Below are 18,801 nucleotides of genomic sequence, written 5' to 3'. Positions count from 1 at the left end.
TGGACGCCGGGGCGGGAGGGGCCGGGCCCCTCCCGGCGGCCGTCGGTCAGTCGAACCAGCGGTCCCTCGCCAGTTCCTCCGTCCGCGACGGATCCTCCAACAGCGCCGCCACCTCGAACCGCCGCGGCCACTGCCCCGCCGCCCACGCCAGCCCCGCCGCCACCCCCTCCAGCGTCGCCGCGTGCAGCACACCGTCGTCCGTGAGCCGCCAGTCGATCGGCACCCCGTCGACGACCAGCTCCTCGTGCTCCACGTACGAATCCGGCGTCCCCGCCCCCAGCAGCACCCGCACCGCCTCCGGCACCTCGTGCTCCGTGCCCTCGGAGTGCACCTCCCCGGTGACGGACTCGCTCAGCCGCCGCACCTGGAACAGCTCCGCCAGCTCGGCGGCCCGCGCCGGCCGGACCGGCAGCAGCGGCACACCGGAGGTGAACGGCAGCAGGTCGGGCGAGTCGACGACCACCGCGTCCGCGGCGTCCACCACCTCGACCCGCCCGTCGACCACGGCCCGCAGGTCGTCCGGCAGGGTCACCTGCTCGGGGTCCAGCTCCGCCAGCGCCCCGTACAGCCCGTGCAGCTGGGCGGCCGTGACCGGGCGGTCGGGATCGGCGAGGCGGTCGAGCAGTTCCGCCGCGCCGCCCGGCTCGTCGAGGAGCGCGGCCACGGAGGTGCGGACGCCCAGCGCCCGCAGCACCTGCTCGTCCTCGAACCCGGTCGCGTCGGCCTCGTCGTACAGGCCCCGCAGCAGCGGGTCGCTGCCGGCCGCCCGCAGTCCGGCCGGGCGGCGCCCGCCGAGCACGGGGTGCCCCCGCAGCCACCACGCGGTGTACGGCCGTACGAGCTCGTGGGTGCCGTCGTGCAGCAGGGCCCGGACGGGCTGGACGAGCGCGTCGCGCAGCGGGGGCCGGGACAGCAGCGCGAGGGCCTGCGGCCACCGGTCGTCGTCCACGAGGTCCAGATCGCGCACGGCGACGATCTCGGTGGCGACGGGCGGGACCGGGCTGTCCGGGAAGCGGTCGAGGATGTCCTCGCTCCACACGTCCACGGCGTCCAGCAGCCCCGCGTCGTCGGGCTCGGCGAAGTCGCCCTCGCGGGGTTCGAGCTCGTCCGGGTCGAGGACCACGTCCGTGGCGCGGATCAGCGCGAAGTTCACCAGCACCCCGCACGCGGCGAGCGGCTTCTCGCCCCACTTCCCGGCCAGTTCGACGTCCACGGATGCCAGCTCGTCCTCCCGCATGACCTGGGCGAAGGGACCGCCGGGGAAGACGAGTTCGCAGGCCGGGGACAGTTCGCCGTCCTCGTCGGGGAGGGCGAGCGCGCCGAGCCACGGCTCGTCCCCGGGTTCGAGTCCGGCGTCGCGCACCAGCCCGAGCACGGTGTCGGCGAGTTCCTCGGCGTCGAGGGTGTCCTCCTCCCAGTTCACGCCGCCCCCGTCGTCCAGGGACGCGGCGACGGCGGCCCGCACCTGCGGGGTGGTGAGGACGGCGCGCGGGGTGGCGGGGAGGGCGCCGAGCTTCTCCAGCAGGGGGTGCGCGGCGTCCGGGTGGGCGACCTTGAGGCCGAGCCGGGCGAGCACCTCGGGGTCGATCCGGGCGGCCTCCGCTCCGGGCAGCAGCACCTGCCGGGGCCCGATGGTCGTGCGCCCTCCCCCGGAGCCGAAGCCCTCGGCGCTCTCCCCCGCCAGCGGCACCGGCAGCCCGGAGAGCCGGTCCGGATCGACCCCGGCGAGAGTGTCGTACAGCCGCCGCCACCACTCGGGGGACTTCTCCAGTCCGGCCAGCCGGTCGATCGCCTCGGTGAGCGGCACCCGGGCGACACCGAGCGTGCGCAGCTCGGCCCGGCGTTCCAGGCCCGCGGGCAGCAGCGTGGGGAGGACCTCGGCGAGCACGCGCACGGTGTCGGCCCCCGCGCCCTCCACGACCTCGCCGTCCCGGGGCCGCAGCGACTCGGGCAGTTCGGAGTCGGCGTCCTGCTCGGACGGCGGGACGGCCGGCGGCAGGAAGGAGGTGCGCGGCAGCCGTTCGAGGATCGCCCGGCGCAGCGCACCGTCCAGTTCGCCCTTGCCGAGCGGGCCGGGCACGAGGCCGATGATCCCGGGGGTCACCGGACGCCAGTCGGCGAGCAGCCCGGCGTAGGCGTCGGCGGCGCGCTGCACGAGGAAGTCGGTGAGGGGGCCGGGGGCGGCGTGCCGGCGGGTGGAGTCCAGCGGGAGGGAGGCGATGAGCAGGGCGGGCACGCCGAGGGGCTCGTCGCTCGGGGTCGGCGCGTGCACGACGGGGCTGGTCCGGGGCCGTGCGGGAGCGCCGTCGGGGTCCACGGGGACGGCCCAGGTGACCGACCAGTGCGGGCGCAGCCGCTCCTCGACCGGCCGGTCGGCGAGCAGGTCGGGGGTGAGCGGCCCGTGCGCGTCGGCGGTACGCCACCGGGTGACGCCGTCCCGGGAGTCCTCGACGACGGTGAGCCCGTCCTCCTCGCGCCGGGCCAGGGTGCGGGGCGCCGCGTCGCCGATCTCGACGACGACGTCCTGAAGGCCCGGGAGGGCGAGCAGCAGGGCGTCGTCGACCGCTTCGAGCAGCCGCTCGGCGAGGTCGGCGGCGGCCGGGTCGCGCAGCGGGAGGATGACGGCCGTGTCGTACGGGGCGGGCGCGGTGCCCTCGGCGGCGAAGGGCAGCCGGAGCAGCGGTACGTGTCCGTCCCGGCGGCGGATCTCGTCCCCCAGGCCGGGGCTGTGCCGCGCGGTCTCCCCGGCGAGCTCCCGCGCCTCGGCCAGCGACCACCGCACGCCGCCGTGCAGGCCGACGACGGCGGGCTCGTCGGTGACGGCGAGGACGGCGGCGAACCCGACCCCGAACCGTCCCACCGCCCGCTCGGACTCGTCCCGCTTGGCGGAGGCGCGCAGCGTGGACAGCGACTCGACGCCGGCCGCGTCCAGCGGGGCGCCGGTGTTGGCGGCGACCAGGACGCCGTCGCGCAGGGTGAGCCGGAGCCGTCCCGGCACGCCGGCCCGGGCGGCGGCGTCGGCGGCGTTCTGGGCGAGCTCGACGACGAGACGGTCCCGGTACCCGCCGAGGACGAGGTCCTCCTCGGCGTTGGCGTCCTCACGGAAGCGGGCGGGGCTGGTCGCCCAGGCGTCCAGGACCCCGCGCCGCAGACGCGCCGTACCGAACGGATCGGCACCCTCGGCGGCGGGCCGCACGAACTTGCTCACGTTGACTCTCCTCATCGGCCCCTGATCGGCGTGAGGAGAAGGTACCGCTCCCCGACCCGGGGACGCGCACGGCCGGTCGGCGGCCCGGGAGCCATCGACCGGAAGCCCGGCTGGATCGCCGGGCCGGCGTCCCGCTCAGGCGCATGTCGAGGCGGTGGATCAGGCCGCGTAGCCCTCGAAGCGGAACTCGGGGCTGGTGCGGGGGTCGATGCGGGCTCCGGCTTCCAGGGCCGTGGCCAGCCGCTCGATCAGCTCCAGCGTGGGATCGACGCTGCTCCCCTCGATGGCCTCGACATCCTCCTCGGAGAGCTCGGCACGCCGGGCGAGCTCGGCGGTGGACCAGCCGAGCGCGGAGCGCCGGTCGTAGACGGCCTGGGCGAAGTCCATACGCCGGCCCGCGGCACGGTACGCCGGATCCTCACGGTGTTCCGACGGCACTGCCCAGCTCGTGTGGTATCCGCTGCTCATCGGGCCTCCTCGTACCTACCGTCTCCCTCTCTCGCATTCTGGTCTTGCGGAAGACAGTGAGGAGGACGGCTCGTCGCCCGGGAGCGAACCAGTAGGTGACACGCACCGGGCCGATCCGCAGCTCTCGGAGCCCGTCGCCGAGTGACTGGCCAGTGGGAACGGCAGTGCGGGACCGTCGGTGGCCAACCGGTCCGCGAACCGTTCGGCGGCTCGGTACTCGGGTAGCGGGAGAGTTTCCAGCCACGCCCGGACTTCCGGTTCGACTTCGACGACGTAGAGGTCCGGTTCAGGTGGTGCCGGCATGACCATTCCGTTCGGAGGGCGGCTGGGTGGACGAGGCGTACGGCATCCACACAACCGGCCCGTCGCCCGCCCCAAGGCCGGACTTCCCCAGGTTCACACCATCAGGTGCAGGCCCGGACCCGGCGGCGGCCGGCAGGCGGACCGCTCGGAGAGCCACGCCACATTCGAGCGGGCCGCCCGGTGACATGCTCCACAGGCGGAAAGTCCGGTACTACCCGGAATAGTCGTGAAGCACCCTTCATGAAATCGGACATTTAACGCATAGCTCTGATCGATCAGCTTGAAATGCGGGGTTTCGCCCCGTGGCGACCCCTCCGTCAAGAGATGTGCGTCTCACGCCTGACCTACGGCCTTTCGTCGTAGGTCACACCTTTGCGGCTTTTGAGGGGGCCGGGCTACCAAGGAACAGCCATCGCGGCACGGACCCGTTCCGCCGGATGGCATCCCCCGTCCCCTCCCCCATGAGGTTTCGATGTTCGAGCGCGTCACGTCCCGTTTCCCCCGTACGACCGCCACCCGCACCCGTGCGGCCATCGTGGCCGCCGGACTGGGCTCCACGGCCGTCCTGGGAGCCGGGGTCGCGGTCGCCGCCGCCGAGAGCGCGCCCGCGTCCGGTACCGCCACCGCCGTCCAGGCGCAGGCCGCCGCGCAGGCCGAGGCCGCGAAGACGCAGGCCGTCACGGCCGAGAAGGCCGCGAAGACCGCCAAGGCCGCCGCGAAGAAGCAGGCGTCCTGGGTCTCGCCGGTGAAGAGCTACAAGCTGTCCGCGAGCTTCGCCCAGAACGGCGGCATGTGGGCCTCCAAGCACTCCGGCCAGGACTACGCCGTCCCGACCGGCACCCCGGTCGTCGCCACCCACGGCGGCACCGTCGTCAAGGCCGGCGGCAACGGCGCCGGCGACGGCCCCGCCTACGGCAACGCCGTCGTCATCAAGCACGGCAACAAGACGTACTCCCAGTACGCCCACCTGTCCTCGGTCAACGTGAAGGTCGGCCAGATCGTCAAGACCGGCCAGAAGATCGCCCAGTCCGGCAGCACCGGCAACTCCAGCGGCCCCCACCTGCACTTCGAGATCCGCACCACCCCGAACTACGGCTCCGCCGTCGACCCGGCCACGTTCCTGCGCGCCAACGGCGTCAACCTCTGACCCAGGTCACACCGCAGCACCCCGGCGACCCGAGGACGGCCCCGCGCCCGTCCTCGGGTCGCCGTCCGTGCGGGGAACCGGCGAAGACCAACCGATCGGGGCAGAAGGGAACGATTCGCCGGGTGAACGGTGCCGCTGCGACGCGAACGGCTGCTCCGGGTTCTGCGACTCTCGGGCCCGGACACCCTCAACCGTTTGGAGCTTCCCTTGCGTCTTCGCCGTACCACTGCCGGTGCCCTTGGTTCTTTCGCTCTCCTTCTCGCCTCCGCCGGCGCCGTCACCATGAGCGCCGGTCCGGCCGCAGCTGCCCCCTGCGGCTTCTACAAGACCAGCTCCGACGCCTACTACAACCACTGCACCTCGGACGGCTCACACATCGTCATCGAGATCGACGACTGGGGTCCGAACAGCGAGCAGTGCGTGGGACCGGGCGTGACCTGGATCGGTTCCGCCGGCGATGTCGACGGCGCGTGGTACACCGGCCGTACGTGCTGAGCCCGGACCAGGTCACCTGATCAAGCCCCGGACACGTACGGCACGAACGCCGTCCACGTGTCCGGGGTGAACGTGATGCGGGGGCCGTCGGTGTTCTTGGAGTCGCGGACGTGGACGGTGCCGGGGGTGAGGGCGAGTTCGACGCAGGATTCGCCGTTGGTACCGCTGCTGTAGCTGCTCTTAAACCACGCCAGGTCGGAGGCGTCCCCGGTGAATTCCTTGCGCATCATGTTTCTCCAAGCAGCTGTTCGAGGAAGGCCAGTGACTCCCGGGGGGTGAGAGCCTGTGCCCGGACGGCGCTGAACTGCAGCTCGAGAATGCGGAGCTGCCGGGGTTCGGAGACGGTACGACCGTTGAACGCTCCGTCGCCACGTCCTACGGCTGTACCGTCCGCGAACTTCAGCAGTTCGATCCTGCCATCCAGTCCCGGGTGGGCGTCGCTCTTGGTGGGCATCACCTGAAGCGTGACGTTCCACAACCGCCCCATCTCCAGCAGACGTTCGAGCTGTCGGTGCCACACCATTGTGCCCCCGATCTCGCGTCGCAGAGGCGCCTCTTCCAGCACGAAGTGAATCGCAGGGGCGGGATCTCGCTCGAACACGGACTGCCGGTCCATGCGAGCGGCCACCATGCGTTCCACGTCGTCAGGCGAGTACGGCGGCTGACAGGCCTCGAACAGTGCTCGCGCATGGTCCCGCGTCTGCAACAGGCCGTGGATGCTGTTGCACTCGTACAGCCCGATCTCAACCGCCTTGCCCTCCAACTTCCCCAGCGCCCGGACCTTCCTCGGATACCGGACCTTCTTCACGTCCTCCCAGGCCGCCGCGATCAGCCCGCCCGCGTTCAGGATCTCGTCCGCCTTGTCCAGGAACTCCTGGCGAGGGATGCGCTTGCCGCCCTCGATCTTGTACACCATGTCCTCGCCGTAGCCGACGATCCGGCCGAACTCCGCGGCCCGCAGCCCCGCCGCCTCGCGCCGCAGCTTCAGTTGCCGCCCCACCGTGGTGATGACCGCGACGCCCCACTCGTCGTCCGGGTCCACCTCCCAACCCGGCTCGTCCGCCTCTTCCTTGAGCCGACCCGTCTCCGCCTCGACCGCCGTCATGCCGCACCTCTCCCTCGGAACCGTCCGTGACGCACACCGCGCCCTGCCCGTACCAACCGTCAGCACAGCCACGACAGCACCGGACAACCACCGGACAGTGACCGTACGCATGCAGTGAGTGACTTCTTACGGTACGCAGATCCGGCCACGCTGGGTGACGTGAATCAGCAAACCGCCGAACCCACCGCCCCCGTCCGCAACTTCAGCGTGCAGCTCTCCCCCACGCCACGCAGCGCCCACCTCGCCCGGCTCCTCACGGACGCTCACCTGCGCGACTGGGGCTACGACTCCGAGGCCGCACGCCACGTCGTGGCCGAACTGGCGAGCAACGCCGTCACCCACGGCCGCGTGCCGGGACGGGACTTCCGTCTCGCGTTCTCCGTGGTGGACCACACGCTCCGTATCGAGGTCACCGACACCCGGAGCGACGAACTCCCCCGGCAGCAACCGGCCTCCGCCGATGCCGAATCGGGCCGCGGGCTGTGCCTCGTGGAGGCACTCTCGGACCGCTGGGGTGTGTCCGAGGACCGCTTCCCGCGCAAGACCATCTGGGCCGAACTGCGCCTCGCGGCGACCGCATGCCCGTAAGGGCGGCGAGGTGTGCCCGGGTACCCCTTCCGGTGGTGCGGCTCGCCTTGCTAAGAGGGAGGGGAGGACCCAGCCCCCTCGTGCCATCACCTACCTCGACGGAGCACACGCATGCGCACACAGCGCGAATCGGACCAGGGCCATCTTCCCGATGGGCCCGCCCGGCGACCCGCGGCCACCGGCGTCCCGCAGGCGGTGCAACGGGCCGCGGCGGCGTCCGGGGCGCTGACCCCCGGGCAGGTGGCGGCGCTCCAGGGCACCGCCGGCAACGCGGCCGTCGTCCAGCGGCTCGCCGGGAGCGGGGACCAGCACGGCTCGGGGTGCGCTCCGGGGTGCGGGCACGGACCCTCGGTGCAGCGTCGTGCCGCCGACACCCCGGTGCAGCGTCGGGTATCGGCCCACGACGTCCTGAGCACCCCGGGGCAGCCCTTCTCGGGGCCGCTGCGCGACGAGGCCGAGGGTGTGTACGGAATGGACCTGAGCCACGTGCGCGTGCACACGGGCCCGCAGGCCAAGGCGTCCTCCGAGGAGATGGGCGCGGAGGCGTGGACCTCGGGCAATCACATGGTCTTCAAGAGCGCCCCGAAACGGGAGGAAGTGATGCACGAGGTCGCGCACACCATCCAGCAGATGGCAGGGCCCGTGTCGGGCAACGACCACGGCAACGGGCTCCGCATCTCGGACCCCAATTCGCCGGAGGAGCGGCAGGCCGCCGCCATGGAGAACGCCACCGCGCCGACGCCGGGCGTCCAGCGCCTGATCTCGTCCGTGACCGGACACGACCACAGCGAGCACGAGCACTGACCCTCCGGCGGCCGGCGGCGGCCGCTCCCGGCCGCGCTACGAGTGCCCCAGTTCCGCCGCCGACGCGTCCTCCGTCGCCGGGACCGAGCCGGAGTCGGCGGACGGGCGCAGCGGGAAGGGGTCGACGCGGGTCTCGTCGATGACCGGCGGGGCCGGCTGCGGGGGCTTCGGCATGACCGCGGCCTCGGAGTGGCCGCCGCAGCCGTAGCCGAGGGAGACCACGTGGCCGTCGGCCGGGGAGAACTCGTTGGCGCACACGCCGAAGGCCTGCCCGAGAGAACCGCCGATCGGGGCGAGGAAACCGCACGACATGCAGGAGGCCGGTGCCGCCTGCGCCATGGGGGTCTTGGGGCCGTACGCCTCCTCCCAGCGGTCGGCGGCGGCGTGCAGCCCGTAGCGGGACAGCACCCGGGCGCGGCGCATGCCGAGTTCTTCGGCGACCGCCGCGATCGAACCGCGGGACGCCACCGCGAGGTGGGCCGGGCTGCCCTCGGTGACCTCGGCGTCCTCCGCCTCCACCAGGTCGGCCATCTCCTCGGACACCGCGGAGTTCGGCGGCGGCTCATCCGCACCGGTGTAGCCGGGCTCCAGACGGAGGTCCTCGGCGTCGGTGGGCAGGAGGTCGCCGGGGCCCAGGTCGCCGGGGCGCAGCCGCTCGCTCCACGGCACCCACTCCGGCGCGAGGACGGCGTCGGGGCCGGGCAGCAGGACCGTCTCGTCGACCGTGACGATCTTGGCGCGGGAGGCGCGGGCGACGGTGACGGCCCAGCGCCAGCCGCGGTAGCCGGGCTCCCGGCACCCGAAGAAGTGCGTGACGACGCGGTCGCCCTCGGAGACCAGCCCCTCGTGCTCCCCCACGACCCCGGGCGCGGCGGCCTCCTCGGCTGCGGCGCGGGCGAGGTCGACGGCCTCGGCGCACAGACGGTCGGGGGTGCGGCTTCGCGTTGTCGCTGCGCTCACAGGTATCGCTTCTCTCCTACGCCGTCTCACGGGTACGCCACTCCCAGCGCGGGGGGCGGACGGAGCGGACAGCGGGACCGCGTCGACGTCCGCGCCACAACGTGCTCGCGGGCGCGCCTCCATCCATTCTGCGGGATGGCTGAGATACGCACGCTACCTGTTCGCGTGCCCTGGGCCTACACCGACGGTGCTTCCCGGGCTTCCGCGCGCCGGTTTCGGAGTGGCCCCGGCGGCCCGTGGGGGTTGGGCCGTCTGCGGTGGGTCGGGGGGCTCCCTGGCGGATACTGCACTATGCACCGCCTTCTCGGGGCACTATGACGTCGTGGCAACGGCGAGGACGCCCCACGGCACCACCGGGACCCCCGGTGGGTCGCCAGGGGCGAAGGGCAAGGGCCGACGCACCGGCACGGGCCGGGCGAGCGGCCCTCTTCGCGCGTGCGGACGCGTCCTGCGCTACCCGGTGACCAAGACCGCCCGCGGGATCCGCCGCGCGACCCACGCGCACGGCGCCGGGGAGTCCGGGCTCGGCAAGCTGATCGAGCTGCACGGCGTGAACGGCGCCGGCGATGTCATGATCACCGTCGCGCTCGCGTCCACCGTCTTCTTCTCCGTGCCGACCGACGAGGCACGCGGGCGTGTCGCCCTCTACCTCGCCATCACGATGGCACCGTTCACCCTCCTCGCCCCGGTGGTCGGCCCGCTCCTGGACCGGCTGCCGCACGGCCGCCGCGCCGCGATGGCCGGCGCGATGCTCGCGCGGGCCCTGCTCGCGCTCGTCCTGTCCGGCGCGGTCGTCACCGGCGGACTCGAGCTGTACCCGGCCGCGCTCGGTGTCCTGGTCGCCTCGAAGGCGTACGGGGTGGTCAGAAGCGCGGTCGTGCCCCGGCTGCTGCCGCCCGCCTTCTCCCTGGTCAAGGCGAACTCGCGGGTCACCCTCGGCGGGCTGCTTGCCACGGGGATCGCCGCGCCGGTCGGGGTGGGTCTGCAGCAGATCGGGCCGCGCTGGCCGCTGTACGGGGCGTTCGCGCTGTTCGTGACGGGCATGCTGCTCTCCTTCCGGCTGCCGCCGAAGGTCGACTCCGCCAAGGGGGAGGCCGTGGCGCTGCTCGCCGCCGACGAGCAGCACCTGCACGGCCCGCACCGCAAGAGCGAGAAGCGTCCCGGGCTGCGCACGGTCGGTCCGGCCGTCACCCACGCGCTGGCCGCCAACGCCTCCATCCGCTGCCTCACCGGGTTCCTGATCTTCTTCCTGGCGTTCCTGCTGCGCGAGCACCCGATGTCCGGGCAGAGCGCCGCGGTGTCGCTCGGCATCGTGGGCGTGGCGGCCGGTGCGGGCAACGCGCTCGGTACGGCGGTGGGGGCGGGGCTGCGCTCCCGCGCGCCGGAGATCATCATCGTGACGGTGGTGGCGTGCGTGATGAGCGCGGCGGTCCTGGCCGCTGCGTTCTTCGGCGCGGTGGTGGTGGCGTGTCTCGCCGCCATCGCCGGGTTCGCGCAGGCGCTGGCGAAGCTGTCCCTGGACGCGCTGATCCAGCGGGACGTGCCGGAGCTGGTGCGCACGTCGGCGTTCGCCCGTTCGGAGACGCTGCTCCAGATGTCGTGGGTGCTGGGCGGGGCGATCGGTATCGCGATGCCGCTGATCGGGCCCCTGGGGCTGGGCGCGGGCGCGGCGATCGTCGCGACGGGCTGGCTGAGCACCGTACGCGGGCTGCTCCGCTCGGCCCGGCAGGGGCACCCGGGGCGGGCGCGAGTGGCGTAACGCTCCGGCCACGCCGTACCCCACGTGGGGAGCGTGGCACACCTGCCCGATAGCCTTCGGCCATGACCACGTTGCCCCGCGGCGCAGCCGCTCTGACACACCGCGCTGTGCGACGCCGCCGTGCCGTCGCCGCCGCCGGCGCCGTATCGGCCGGACTGCTCGTCCTGGCCGCCTGCGACAAGCCGACGCCGCTGGCCACCATCACGGTGGGCAGCGACTCGGTGAGCTCCGAGGCCACCTGCGGCGGGGAGGGCGACGCCCTGAACTCCGAAGCTCTCAACGCGTGCCTGAAGGACAAGGGCGTCGACGAGATCGACGTCGACCCGACCGAGACCGTGCGCTTCGGTGTCGACCCGGAGATCGCCGACCACGGCTGGACCATTCTGATGAACGGCCAGCCGCTGGTGGAGTCCAGCAAGAAGACCTACCAGGCCATCCCGGGCAGCGTGTTCTTCAACGCCCAGTACGGCGCCCAGGGCGACTCGACCCTGGTGTCGATCAAGGAGGGCGAGGAGGAGGCCACGGGCCTGTGGTCCTTCCGGCTGAAGAAGCAGGAAGACTGATCACGTCGTCCTCACGCGTTCTCGTGGCCACCGCGGTCCCCGCCGAGCGGGACGCGGTGGCCGAGGCGTTCGCCGGGGACACCGGGCGGGTGCGGCTGCCCGGGGTGAGCCTGGTCCGCATGGCCGGCGGGTTCGACCTGCTGGCCACCGGTGTCGGTCCCGCCGCGGCCGCCGCGTCGACGGCGACCGCGCTCACCGCCGCCGCGCTGGAGGGCGCTCCGTACGGTCTCGTCGTGTGCGCCGGGATCGGCGGGGGGTTCGCGCCCGGGGCGCCGCTCGGCTCGCTTGTCGTCTCCGCCGCGATCACCGCGGCGGATCTCGGCGCCGAGACGGCGGACGGCTTCCTGCCCGTCACCGATCTGGGCTTCGGGCACATCACGCACCGCCCGCCGGAACCCCTCGTGAGTGAGGCCGTCCGGGTGACGGGCGCCCGCTCCGGCACCGTCCTCACCGTCTCCACCGTCACCGGCACCGCCGGCCGTGCCGCCGCGCTGCGCGCCCGGCACCCGGACGCCCTCGCCGAGGGCATGGAGGGCTTCGGCGTGGCCGAGGCCGCCGTCGCCCAGGGGCGGCCCGTGCTGGAGGTGCGGGCGGTGTCGAACCCCGTCGGCCCGCGCGACCGCGCCGCCTGGCGCATCTGCGACGCCCTGAGCGCCCTCACCGAGGGCTTCGGGAAGCTCGCGCCCGTCCTGGAGAGTTGGATCCAGCATGACCACCACCCGTGAGCACACCGGCGAGCAGCAGCGGCTGCGGATCGCCTACTCCCCCTGCCCGAACGACACCTTCGTCTTCGACGCCCTCGCCCACGGCCGCGTCCCCGGCGCGCCCGCCGTCGACGTGACCTTCGCCGACATCGACATCACCAACGGCATGGCCGAGCGCGGCGAGCTGGACGTGCTGAAGGTGTCGTACGCGGTGCTGCCGTACGTGCTCGACGACTACGCGCTGCTGCCCTGCGGGGGCGCCCTGGGGCGCGGCTGCGGGCCGCTGGTGCTGACCCGGGAGCCGGGGACGGACCTGACCGGGCGCACGGTCGCGGTGCCCAGCGAGCGGTCGACGGCGTATCTGCTGTTCCGGCTGTGGGCGGCGGATATGGTCCCCGGCGGGGTCGGGAAGATCGTGGTGATGCCGTTCCACGAGATCATGCCCGCCGTACGGGACGGGAAGGTCGACGCGGGGCTCGTGATCCACGAGGCGCGCTTCACCTACCGGAACTACGGGCTGCACAAGCTGGCCGACATGGGCGAGCACTGGGAGAACGGCACCGGGCTGCCGATCCCGCTGGGCGCGATCATCGCCCGGCGGTCGCTGGGCGAGGAGACGCTGACCCGGCTCGCCGACGCGATTCGTACGTCCGTACGGGCGGCGTGGGACGACCCCGAGGCGTCGCGGCCGTACGTCATGGAGCACGCCCAGGAGATGGACCCGGCCGTCGCCGACCAGCACATCGGGCTGTACGTCAACGAGTTCACCGCCGGCCTCGGCGAGGACGGCTACGCGGCCGTACGGGGTCTGCTCACCCGCGCGGCGGCCGAGGGGCTGGTACCGCCCCTCGGCCCGGACGCGCTGCGGTTCCCCTAGACGTCGAGCTGGTCGGCGACCGCGCGGAGGAGGCCGGCGATCTTCTTGCCGGCCGCGCGGTCGGGGTAGCGGCCCCGCTCCAGGGACGGCGTGATGCTCTCCAGCAGGGTCGTCAGGTCCTGGACGATGGACGCCAGCTCGTCGGGCTTCTTGCGCTGGGCCGCCGCGACCGACGGGGTCGGGTCGAGGATGGTCAGGGAGAGGGCCTGGTCGCCGCGCTGCCCGGCGACCACGCCGAACTCCACGCGCTGGCCCGGCTTGAGGGCCTCGACTCCGGCGGGGAGGACCGAGGAATGCACGAAGACGTCGCCGCCGTCGTCACGGGAGAGAAAGCCGAAGCCCTTCTCACTGTTGAACCACTTGACCTTGCCGGTGGGCACGTCTGTCCTCGTCCTCGTACTCGTCGGGAAAACTGCTTCTGAAAACGGCTCTACATAGCACTCGGGCGGGCCTGATGACCCGCCGGTACCAAGGCTAATGGTCTTCAGGCCGGTGACAAGACGTCACCCGGTTGTTCCTCTCGCGCTGGGAACTACCCTGGTCCGGTGCGTGACAAAACCCAAGTGAATTCCTTCGCGCCCGGAGACGGTCTGGTCCGTGCCGGCGCCATCGTCTTCTTCGTCGGTGCCGTAGCCACTCTGGTCACGGTGGCCCCGCTGTTCCTCGGGACGTCGCCCTTTCCGACGTACATGTTCGGATTGAGCATGCTCATGGGCGTCGGATTCCTGATCGCCGGAGCGGGTGTACTGCGTTCGGCCGCGGCGGGGCGGCGTCAGGCTCGGGCCGCGTTGCCGTCCGAGCGGTAGTCCGTCGGAGTCCGTCAGTTGGCTGTGCGGTAGTCCGAAAACCATCGGGGGAATTCCGTCAGGTCGGCGAGGACGACGTCCGCTCCGGCCGCGCGCAGCTCCGTGGCGTCGCACGGTCCTGCGGCCACCGCGACGGACAGCGCGTCGGCGGCCCGCGCGCCGCGTACGTCGCCCACGTGGTCGCCGACGTACACGGCGGCCTCGTGCTCGCGCAGCGCCAGCGCCTTCTGCTCGGCCCACAGCCCGCCGATCACGGCGTCCGGTTCGATGCCGAGGTGGGCCAGGTGCAGCTTGGCGTTGGGCGCGTACTTCGCCGTGACGACGATCGTCCGTCCGTCGGCCTCCCGTATGGCCGATATCGCCTCGCGGGCGCCGGGCATGGCGGGCGTGGGGGTGATGGCGTACTCCGGGTACATCTGTCGGTACAGGTCCGCGACCTCGTCGACGCGGTCGGCGGGGAACCAGTTGATCAGCTCTTCCGCCAGGGGTGGGCCGAGGCGGCTCACGGCGAGGTCGGCGTCGATGTAGGTCGCCGTTCGCTCGGCCAGGGCCTGGTAGCAGGCGCGGATGCCGGGGCGGGAGTCGATGAGCGTCATGTCCAGGTCGAAGCCGACGGTGAGCGGGCGGGAGGTCGTTCGGGGCATGGGGTCCATTGTGCGGGGGCCTGCCGCATGGCTTCGGGGGCGGGTGGCCGGCTGGGGAGCTGGGCGCCGTGGGTTGAGGTGCGGGTACCTGGGTTTTCGCTTGCGGCGCTTTGCCGGTGCCTCCCCCATCGCCCACCCGTGCCGCCCTGGGGGCACCTCCCAGGCCCTTCAGGCACTGGGGGAGGCACGACTGCCCGCAGCTTGTGCCTCAGCGGTTGCGTTGGCTGCGCCAGATGAGGAACAGGGCCGAGGACACTGCCGCCGCGCGGACCACCCATGGCCAGGTTTCCGCGATGGCCGCGTTCGTCTGGCCCTCGGTGATTTCCGTGCCCCACCGTCCCGACGCTCTTCCCCAGAGCCACAGCAGCCCGCCCGTGAGGGCGAGGCCGGGGATGACGATGACCGCCCCTTTCGACTCCGCCGGAGTCAGCCGGCGCGAGGCGTACGCGATGAGCCAGCCGAGGATCAGCGCGAACCAGTTGCCGAGCACGGCCCCCGCGACCAGCGACGCCGCCGCGAGCAGCAGCAAGGGGTTGCTCCAGCGCCGGGACGGCAGCCGCAGCAGGCGCCGGCGCGGCGCGGCGGACTCCTCCGCCTCCTCCGGCTCCGCCTCTTCCTCCGCGGCCGGCTCGGGCTCCTCCTTCGTCGCCGGGGCCCGCAGCAGCTCCGGGATCTCCACACCGCCCACGAAGCCCGGCACCTCGTCACCGGCGCCGAAGGGACTGCTGTCCACCCGCCACCAGTCGGGCTGCCCGGCGCTGTCCCCGAGTTCGTCGGTCCCGGCCCGGTGGGGCGGGGAGGGCACGTCGGCCGGGGCGGGCGCCGGTTCGGCCGGGCGCGGCCGGGGGACGACCCGGCGCAGTACGCCCTTCGGCCGTCCCTCGCGCGCCTTGTTGCGTGCGCCGTCGTCCTGCCGTTGCACCGGCACGGCGGCCGGCGGCGTCCCGGGGGCCTCCGGGCCGTCCTTCTCCGGCGTGCCCTCCGCCGCCCTGACCACGTCCGTCGGTGTGCCGATGCGGGAGATGATGCGGCGCACGGCGGCGGGGGAATCGACCACGGCCTTGGCCCGCCGCCGGTCGATCTCGTCGCGCAGTTCGGCGACCAGCCGCATGCGGGCCGCCGACGACAGCTGCCGCTGCTGCGCGACATCGCCGACGCGGCTCAGATACTCGTAGACGACCTGGTCACTCTCGATACCCACGAAGTCCCCTCCGGGACGGATGCGTTGGGACACCGTCGCCCGACGGTACCGCGATTCGCCCCCGCCCACTCAACTCCCGCCACGCCACGGACGTACCCACCCGCTAACGTGAGGCGGATGAGCACCGAGGAGAACCCCGCGGCGGCCCCCCGCTCCCTCGCCGAGGCCCTGCGGGGGCGGGACGACGTCTCCCTGGCCGCGCTGCTGCGCGGCCGGCCGGATCTCATCACGCCCGTGCCCACGGATCTCACCCAGCTCGCCACCCGCGCCGGTACCCGGGCCTCGGTCGTACGGGCGCTGGAGCGGCTGGACCGGTTCACGCTGCAGACCGCCCAGGCGCTGGCGGTGGCCGAGGACCCGGCGACGTACGACGAACTGCTCGGGCTGCTCGCGGGCGACGACGGCGACCCGGCGGTCTCCGCCGCGCTGCCGCACGCGCTCGCCCTGCTGCGCGGGCAGGCCCTGGTGTGGGGCGGTGACGACCGGCTGCGGCTGGTCCGCACCGCCCGTGAGCTGCTGGCACCGTCGCCGCAGCACCCGTCGCCGACCGGGCTCGGTCCGACGGTGCGGGAGGCGACGGCGGGGATGTCGCCGGGGCGGATCCAGGAGATCGTGATGACGGCGGGGCTGCCGTCCACGCACGACTCGGTGTCCGCCGTGGCCGCGCTGACCGCCCTGTTCAACGACCCCGAGCGGATGTCCGCGCTGCTCGACGAGGCGCCCGCCGAGTCCGTGGAGGTGCTGGAGCGGCTGGTCTGGGGTCCGCCGTACGGGCAGGTCACCGCCGATCCCGCGGCGCGGCTGCGCTGGCTGCTGGACCGGGGGCTGCTGCTGCCGACAGCGCCCGGGACGGTCGTCCTGCCGCGCGAGGTGGCGCTGCGGCTGCGGGCGGGGCGCGCGCACCGGACGCCGGAGCCGGTGCCGCCGCCGGTCGAGGCCGTCGCCACGCACCGTCCACAGGTTGTGGACGCGACGGCGGCCGGGCAGGCGTACACGGCGCTGGCGACGATCGAGGAGCTGCTGAAGGAGTGGCACGAGGGCGGCCCGGCGGTGCTGCGGGCCGGCGGGCTGAGCGTGCGGGACCTGAAGCGGACGGCCGTGGCCCTCGACGTGACCGAGCCGGTGGCGGCGTTCTGGGTGGAACTGGCCTACGCGGCCGGTCTTGTCGCCTCCGACGGGGGTGGGGGTACCTCCCACGCCCTCAAGGCAGTGGGGGACGACGAGCGGTACGCGGCGACACCCGCGTACGACGAGTGGCGTGAGCAGCCCCCGGCGGAGCGGTGGGCGCGGCTGGCGACGGCGTGGCTGGCGGCGACGCGGACCGCGGGGCTGGTCGGCGGGCGGGACGCGAAGGACCACACGCTGGCGGCGCTGGGCCCGGGCCTGGACCGCTCGGCGGCCCCGGAGGTACGGCACCGGGTGCTGACCCTGCTGGCCGCCCTCCCGGAGGGGGCCGCGCCGTCCGTCGAGTCGGTCCTGGCCCGGCTGGCCTGGGAACGTCCACCGCGCGCGGGGCGGGGCGGCGCACCCGGGGGCGGCGGGCGCGGGGCGGGGGAATCCGCGGGCGCGGGCCGGCGTGAGGCGGCCGGGTACCTCGGTGGCACGGGCGGACGTGAGCCGGCGCCCGGCCGGCCCGGCGCGGACGGGTACGGGTACGGGTCGGCCGGCCGGTCCGGTGGGAGCGGGAACGGCGCTGCTGCCGGGTATCCCGGCGCGGGCGGGCGCGGCTCCACGGCCGGGTATCCCGGTGCCCCGGATGGCCGCGAGCCGGGGGACGGTGGCGACGATCCGCGGGCGCGGCTGGCCCGGTGGGTGCTGAGCGAGGCGGAGATGCTGGGCGTGACCGGGCGGGGCGCCCTCTCCACACACGGGCGGGCGCTGATCGGCGCGCCCGCGCCCCGGCGGGCGGAGGCGGAGCCGACGGGGCCCGGCGACAAACTGCCCGTGCACCACCGGCCCGCCCCGCCGCCCGCCCCGCTCTCCCCCGGCGAACGGGCCACCGCCGCCGCGGCCGCCGCCCGTCTGCTCGCACCGCTGCTGCCGGAGCCGCTGGACCACGTCCTGCTCCAGGCCGATCTGACGGCGGTGGCGCCCGGCCCGCTCCAGCGGCCGCTCGCCGACATGCTGGACGTGCTGGCGGACGTGGAATCGAAGGGTGGCGCGACGGTCTACCGGTTCACGCCCGGGTCGGTCCGGCGCGCGCTCGACGCCGGGCGGACCGCCGCCGACCTGCACGCCTTCCTGGCCGCGCACTCCCGTACGCCGGTGCCGCAGCCGCTGGCGTACCTGATCGACGACGTGGCCCGCCGGCACGGGCATCTGCGGGTGGGCGCCGCCTCGGCGTACGTCCGCTGCGACGACGACGCGGTGCTCAGCGAGATCCTCGCCGACAAGCGGGCCGCGGGGCTGGGGCTGCGCCGGCTCGCGCCGACCGTGCTGGCCGCCCGGGTGGACCCGGCGGGCCTGCTGGAGGGGCTGCGTGCGATGGGTTTCGCCCCGGCCGCCGAGTCCGCCGAGGGCGATGTCCTGATCGCCCGTGCCGACGCCCGCCGCACCCCGCCGCGCACGCCCCCGGAGCCGGTCCCGGACGGCCCGCCCGTTCCCGACAACACCCTGCTGACGGCGGCGATCCGCGCCATCCGCGCCGGTGACCGCGCCTCCACCACCCCGCGCAAAGCGGCCGCCGGTGACCGTTCCGTCCGGGGCGGCGAGCTGCCCCGGACGACCGCCGCCGAGACCCTCGCCACCATGCAGGCGGCCGTCCTCACCGGCGAGGCGCTGTGGATCGGCTACGTCAACGCCGAGGGCGCGGGGAGCCAGCGCGTGATCGCCCCGGTGCGCGTCGAGGGCGGCTTCGTCACGGCGTACGACCACACAGCCGACGAGGTCCGTACGTATCCGCTCCACAGGATCACGGGGGTCGCGGAGCTGGCGGAGGGCGACAGCTGACCCGTTCGGGTGTACGGCGGGTTTCATGCGCGCCACGCCCGGCATGTCCACCTGACGAGCGAGGCCGGGGCCGCTTCCGCATGGTGCGGGCGGCCGTGGGGCAGCCACCGGGTGTCCCTGAACGGCGACAGAAGGGAAGTCTGCGGGTTCTGATCCGTTTCGCGTTCCGATCCGTTTCTCGTTTCTCGTGAGCGGCGGGCCGGTCCCTCGTCCCCGGGGC

19 protein-coding genes are annotated in these 18,801 nt (G+C 73.8%); 10 read left to right on the top strand and 9 right to left on the bottom strand.

The window, feature by feature from the left end:
- Nucleotides 1-46: 46 nt before the first annotated feature.
- The 3 genes from AC5L3C_RS20810 to AC5L3C_RS20800 form a co-directional block, all read right to left on the bottom strand.
- Nucleotides 47-3,208 carry a sacsin N-terminal ATP-binding-like domain-containing protein gene (locus tag AC5L3C_RS20810; RefSeq protein ID WP_493650269.1) on the bottom strand — a complete coding sequence of 1,054 codons (3,162 nt, stop codon included), beginning with the start codon at nt 3,206-3,208 and terminating at the stop codon, nt 47-49.
- Between the two features lie 159 nt (nt 3,209-3,367).
- Complete coding sequence (locus AC5L3C_RS20805) at nt 3,368-3,676, bottom strand: helix-turn-helix domain-containing protein (protein WP_493650268.1); 309 nt, start codon at nt 3,674-3,676, stop codon at nt 3,368-3,370.
- Nucleotides 3,627-3,782 (bottom strand): hypothetical protein, encoded by a 156-nt coding sequence (locus AC5L3C_RS20800; protein ID WP_493650267.1) that lies wholly within the window; start codon nt 3,780-3,782, stop codon nt 3,627-3,629. Before AC5L3C_RS20800 ends, AC5L3C_RS20805 begins: the two co-directional genes overlap by 50 nt.
- 669 nt (nt 3,783-4,451) lie before the next feature.
- On the opposite strand from AC5L3C_RS20800, the gene AC5L3C_RS20795 reads away from it, so the two are divergent.
- Nucleotides 4,452-5,126, top strand: coding sequence for a M23 family metallopeptidase (locus tag AC5L3C_RS20795; protein WP_493650266.1), 675 nt, complete (start codon nt 4,452-4,454; stop codon nt 5,124-5,126).
- A 207-nt stretch (nt 5,127-5,333) separates the two neighbouring features.
- Nucleotides 5,334-5,621, top strand: coding sequence for a DUF6355 family natural product biosynthesis protein (locus AC5L3C_RS20790; RefSeq protein ID WP_493650265.1), 288 nt, complete (start codon nt 5,334-5,336; stop codon nt 5,619-5,621).
- A gap of 20 nt (nt 5,622-5,641) precedes the next feature.
- On the opposite strand, the gene AC5L3C_RS20785 is transcribed toward AC5L3C_RS20790, so the two are convergent.
- Nucleotides 5,642-5,851, bottom strand: coding sequence for a DUF397 domain-containing protein (locus AC5L3C_RS20785; protein ID WP_493650264.1), 210 nt, complete (start codon nt 5,849-5,851; stop codon nt 5,642-5,644).
- Nucleotides 5,848-6,726 (bottom strand): helix-turn-helix domain-containing protein, encoded by an 879-nt coding sequence (locus AC5L3C_RS20780; RefSeq protein WP_493650263.1) that lies wholly within the window; start codon nt 6,724-6,726, stop codon nt 5,848-5,850. Before AC5L3C_RS20780 ends, AC5L3C_RS20785 begins: the two co-directional genes overlap by 4 nt.
- Before the next feature lie 159 nt (nt 6,727-6,885).
- On the opposite strand from AC5L3C_RS20780, the gene AC5L3C_RS20775 reads away from it, so the two are divergent.
- Together AC5L3C_RS20775 and AC5L3C_RS20770 are read left to right on the top strand one after the other, a co-directional pair.
- Nucleotides 6,886-7,314, top strand: coding sequence for an ATP-binding protein (locus AC5L3C_RS20775; RefSeq protein WP_493650262.1), 429 nt, complete (start codon nt 6,886-6,888; stop codon nt 7,312-7,314).
- 111 nt (nt 7,315-7,425) lie between these two features.
- Nucleotides 7,426-8,118, top strand: a complete 693-nt coding sequence (locus AC5L3C_RS20770) for an eCIS core domain-containing protein (protein ID WP_493650261.1) — start codon at nt 7,426-7,428, stop codon at nt 8,116-8,118.
- A gap of 36 nt (nt 8,119-8,154) precedes the next feature.
- Here the strand turns inward: AC5L3C_RS20770 and AC5L3C_RS20765 are convergent, their stop codons facing one another.
- Nucleotides 8,155-9,078 (bottom strand): DUF3027 domain-containing protein, encoded by a 924-nt coding sequence (locus AC5L3C_RS20765; protein WP_493650260.1) that lies wholly within the window; start codon nt 9,076-9,078, stop codon nt 8,155-8,157.
- Between the two features lie 322 nt (nt 9,079-9,400).
- Here AC5L3C_RS20765 and AC5L3C_RS20760 point away from each other — a divergent pair, with 322 nt between their 5' ends.
- The 4 genes from AC5L3C_RS20760 to AC5L3C_RS20745 all read left to right on the top strand — a co-directional run bounded on the left by AC5L3C_RS20760 (nt 9,401) and on the right by AC5L3C_RS20745 (nt 12,981).
- Nucleotides 9,401-10,837 carry an MFS transporter gene (locus AC5L3C_RS20760; RefSeq protein WP_493650259.1) on the top strand — a complete coding sequence of 479 codons (1,437 nt, stop codon included), beginning with the start codon at nt 9,401-9,403 and terminating at the stop codon, nt 10,835-10,837.
- 62 nt (nt 10,838-10,899) lie between these two features.
- Nucleotides 10,900-11,400, top strand: a complete 501-nt coding sequence (locus AC5L3C_RS20755) for a DUF2771 domain-containing protein (RefSeq protein ID WP_240661254.1) — start codon at nt 10,900-10,902, stop codon at nt 11,398-11,400.
- On the top strand, nt 11,367-12,125 hold the full coding sequence (locus AC5L3C_RS20750) for a futalosine hydrolase (protein WP_493650258.1): 759 nt from the start codon (nt 11,367-11,369) through the stop codon (nt 12,123-12,125). Before AC5L3C_RS20755 ends, AC5L3C_RS20750 begins: the two co-directional genes overlap by 34 nt.
- A complete protein-coding gene (locus tag AC5L3C_RS20745; protein WP_493650257.1) occupies nt 12,109-12,981 on the top strand; it encodes a 1,4-dihydroxy-6-naphtoate synthase in 873 nt (290 codons plus the stop codon). The genes AC5L3C_RS20750 and AC5L3C_RS20745 overlap by 17 nt, the downstream gene beginning before the upstream one ends.
- Here the strand turns inward: AC5L3C_RS20745 and AC5L3C_RS20740 are convergent.
- Entirely contained in the window at nt 12,978-13,361 is a 384-nt protein-coding gene (locus AC5L3C_RS20740; RefSeq protein ID WP_125505689.1) for a cold-shock protein, read from the bottom strand. The two genes, AC5L3C_RS20745 and AC5L3C_RS20740, sit on opposite strands and share 4 nt — an antisense overlap.
- 165 nt (nt 13,362-13,526) lie before the next feature.
- Between AC5L3C_RS20740 and AC5L3C_RS20735 the strand changes: the two genes are divergently transcribed.
- On the top strand, nt 13,527-13,787 hold the full coding sequence (locus AC5L3C_RS20735) for a hypothetical protein (protein ID WP_493650256.1): 261 nt from the start codon (nt 13,527-13,529) through the stop codon (nt 13,785-13,787).
- 14 nt (nt 13,788-13,801) lie between these two features.
- Here AC5L3C_RS20735 and AC5L3C_RS20730 read toward each other — a convergent pair whose 3' ends face one another.
- Both AC5L3C_RS20730 and AC5L3C_RS20725 read right to left on the bottom strand, forming a co-directional pair.
- Entirely contained in the window at nt 13,802-14,440 is a 639-nt protein-coding gene (locus tag AC5L3C_RS20730) for an HAD family hydrolase (protein ID WP_493650255.1), read from the bottom strand.
- Between the two features lie 199 nt (nt 14,441-14,639).
- Nucleotides 14,640-15,632, bottom strand: a complete 993-nt coding sequence (locus tag AC5L3C_RS20725; protein WP_493650254.1) for a hypothetical protein — start codon at nt 15,630-15,632, stop codon at nt 14,640-14,642.
- 117 nt (nt 15,633-15,749) lie between these two features.
- Between AC5L3C_RS20725 and AC5L3C_RS20720 the strand changes: the two genes are divergently transcribed.
- Nucleotides 15,750-18,581, top strand: coding sequence for a helicase-associated domain-containing protein (locus tag AC5L3C_RS20720; RefSeq protein WP_493650253.1), 2,832 nt, complete (start codon nt 15,750-15,752; stop codon nt 18,579-18,581).
- Nucleotides 18,582-18,801 lie beyond the last annotated feature (220 nt).

The organism is Streptomyces speibonae, assembly GCF_984686075.1.
Note: the sequence above shows the minus strand (reverse complement) of the source record. Positions and strands in the feature narration are given on the sequence as shown.